3 protein-coding genes and 1 pseudogene are annotated in these 1,933 nt (G+C 41.9%); all 4 read left to right on the top strand.

Features of this window, described 5'->3' with window-relative positions:
- Positions 1-72 (top strand): annotated as a pseudogene (locus QZ359_RS02115) (2-deoxyribose-5-phosphate aldolase); the annotation flags it as partial.
- Positions 59-448, top strand: coding sequence for a cytidine deaminase (locus QZ359_RS02110; protein WP_000246088.1), 390 nt, complete (start codon positions 59-61; stop codon positions 446-448). The pseudogene QZ359_RS02115 and the gene QZ359_RS02110, both read left to right, overlap by 14 nt.
- A gap of 89 nt (positions 449-537) precedes the next feature.
- Complete coding sequence (locus QZ359_RS02105; protein WP_045606266.1) at positions 538-1,590, top strand: BMP family protein; 1,053 nt, start codon at positions 538-540, stop codon at positions 1,588-1,590.
- Between the two features lie 143 nt (positions 1,591-1,733).
- Positions 1,734-1,933 (top strand): ATP-binding cassette domain-containing protein (locus QZ359_RS02100; protein WP_293957482.1); only part of this gene is annotated, 200 nt, incomplete at its 3' end.

Below are 1,933 nucleotides of genomic sequence, written 5' to 3'. Positions count from 1 at the left end.
GGTGCGACCCGTATTGGAACGTCAGCTGGGGTAGCCATTTTAAAAGGAGAATTGGCAGATGGCGACTACTGAGTTGATTGAACTGGCAATTGAAACCAGCAAACATGCCTATGTCCCCTATTCTCACTTTCCTATCGGAGCAGTTTTAGTAGCCAAAGACGGTAGTGTTTACACGGGAGTAAATATCGAAAATGCTAGCTATCCTTTGACCAATTGCGGTGAGAGAACAGCCATTTTTAAGGCTATATCTGAAGGACAAAGAGAATTTTCAGAATTGATTGTCTATGGACAGACTGAAAAACCAATCTCACCATGTGGTGCTTGTCGCCAAGTAATGGTCGAATTTTTTGAACAAGATCTAAAAGTGACCTTAGTCGCAAAAGATAAATCGACGGTCGAGATGACGGTCGGGGAATTACTTCCATACTCTTTTACAGACTTAAACTAGTCTGAGTCGCTCTCTGAGTGGCACGGTCCTTGTGGCCAACCAATCCATACTTGCAACATCGTTGCACATCTTATTTAGGAGGTTCAGTAATGAACAAGAAACAATGGCTAGGCCTTGGTCTAGTTGCAGTGGCAGCAGTTGGACTTGCTGCATGTGGTAACCGCTCTTCTCGTAAGGCAGATTCATCTTCTGATGTGAAGACAAAAGCAGCAATCGTCACTGATACTGGTGGTGTTGATGATAAATCATTCAACCAATCAGCTTGGGAAGGTTTGCAGGCTTGGGGTAAAGAACACAATCTTTCAAAAGATAACGGTTTCACTTACTTCCAATCAACAAGTGAAGCTGACTACGCTAACAACTTGCAACAAGCAGCTGGAAGTTACAACCTAATCTTCGGTGTTGGTTTTGCCCTTCACAATGCGGTTGAAGAAGCAGCTAAAGAACATTCTGACTTGAACTATGTCTTGATTGATGATGTGATTAAAGATCAAAAGAATGTTGCGAGCGTAACTTTCGCTGATAATGAGTCAGGTTACCTTGCAGGTGTAGCTGCAGCAAAAACAACTAAAACAAAACAAGTTGGTTTTGTAGGTGGGCAGGAGTCAGAAGTTATCTCTCGTTTTGAAGCAGGATTCAAGGCTGGTGTTGCGTCAGTAGACCCATCTATCAAAGTCCAAGTTGACTATGCTGGTTCATTTGGTGATGCTGCTAAAGGTAAAACAATTGCAGCCGCACAATACGCAGCCGGTGCAGATATTGTTTACCAAGTAGCTGGTGGTACAGGTGCTGGTGTCTTTGCAGAAGCAAAATCACTCAACGAAAGCCGTCCTGAAAATGAAAAAGTTTGGGTTATCGGTGTTGACCGTGACCAAGAAGCAGAAGGTAAATACACTTCTAAAGATGGTAAAGAATCAAACTTCGTTCTTGTATCTACTTTGAAACAAGTTGGTACAACTGTAAAAGATATTTCTAACAAGGCAGAAAAAGGTGAATTCCCTGGTGGTCAAGTAATCGTTTACTCATTGAAGGATAAAGGGGTTGACTTGGTAACAACTAACCTTTCTGAAGAAGGTAAAAAAGCTGTTGAAGATGCTAAAGCTAAAATCCTTGATGGAAGCGTAAAAGTTCCTGCAAAATAATGGATGGAAGTCATTTCTTAGGAAGCGGCCCTCGGCCGCTTTTTTAAGAGTTGAGACAAAGTCATTTTGTCTCAGTAAAGCTTGCTACTAGACAAACGAGCAAGTTTTATTGAAATAAAATAAGACTCTGAAAGGAAGAGCACATGGCACACGAAAATGTCATTGAGATGCGTGATATTACCAAGGTGTTTGGTGAATTTGTTGCCAACGACAAAATCAACCTGCACCTACGAAAAGGTGAAATTCATGCACTTTTAGGAGAAAATGGGGCTGGAAAGTCCACGCTCATGAACCTCCTAAATAAGATGTGCAACGATGTTGCAAGTATGGATTGGTTGGCCAC

Origin of the sequence: Streptococcus sp., from assembly GCF_019414905.1 — a bacterium.
Lineage (GTDB): Bacteria > Bacillota > Bacilli > Lactobacillales > Streptococcaceae > Streptococcus.
Note: the sequence above shows the minus strand (reverse complement) of the source record. Positions and strands in the feature narration are given on the sequence as shown.

Coding starts and splice junctions, on each gene's coding strand:
- QZ359_RS02105 (WP_045606266.1), top strand. CDS start 538: ATGAACAAGAAACAATGGCTAGGCCTTGGTCTAGTTGCAGTGGCAGCA.
- QZ359_RS02110 (WP_000246088.1), top strand. CDS start 59: ATGGCGACTACTGAGTTGATTGAACTGGCAATTGAAACCAGCAAACAT.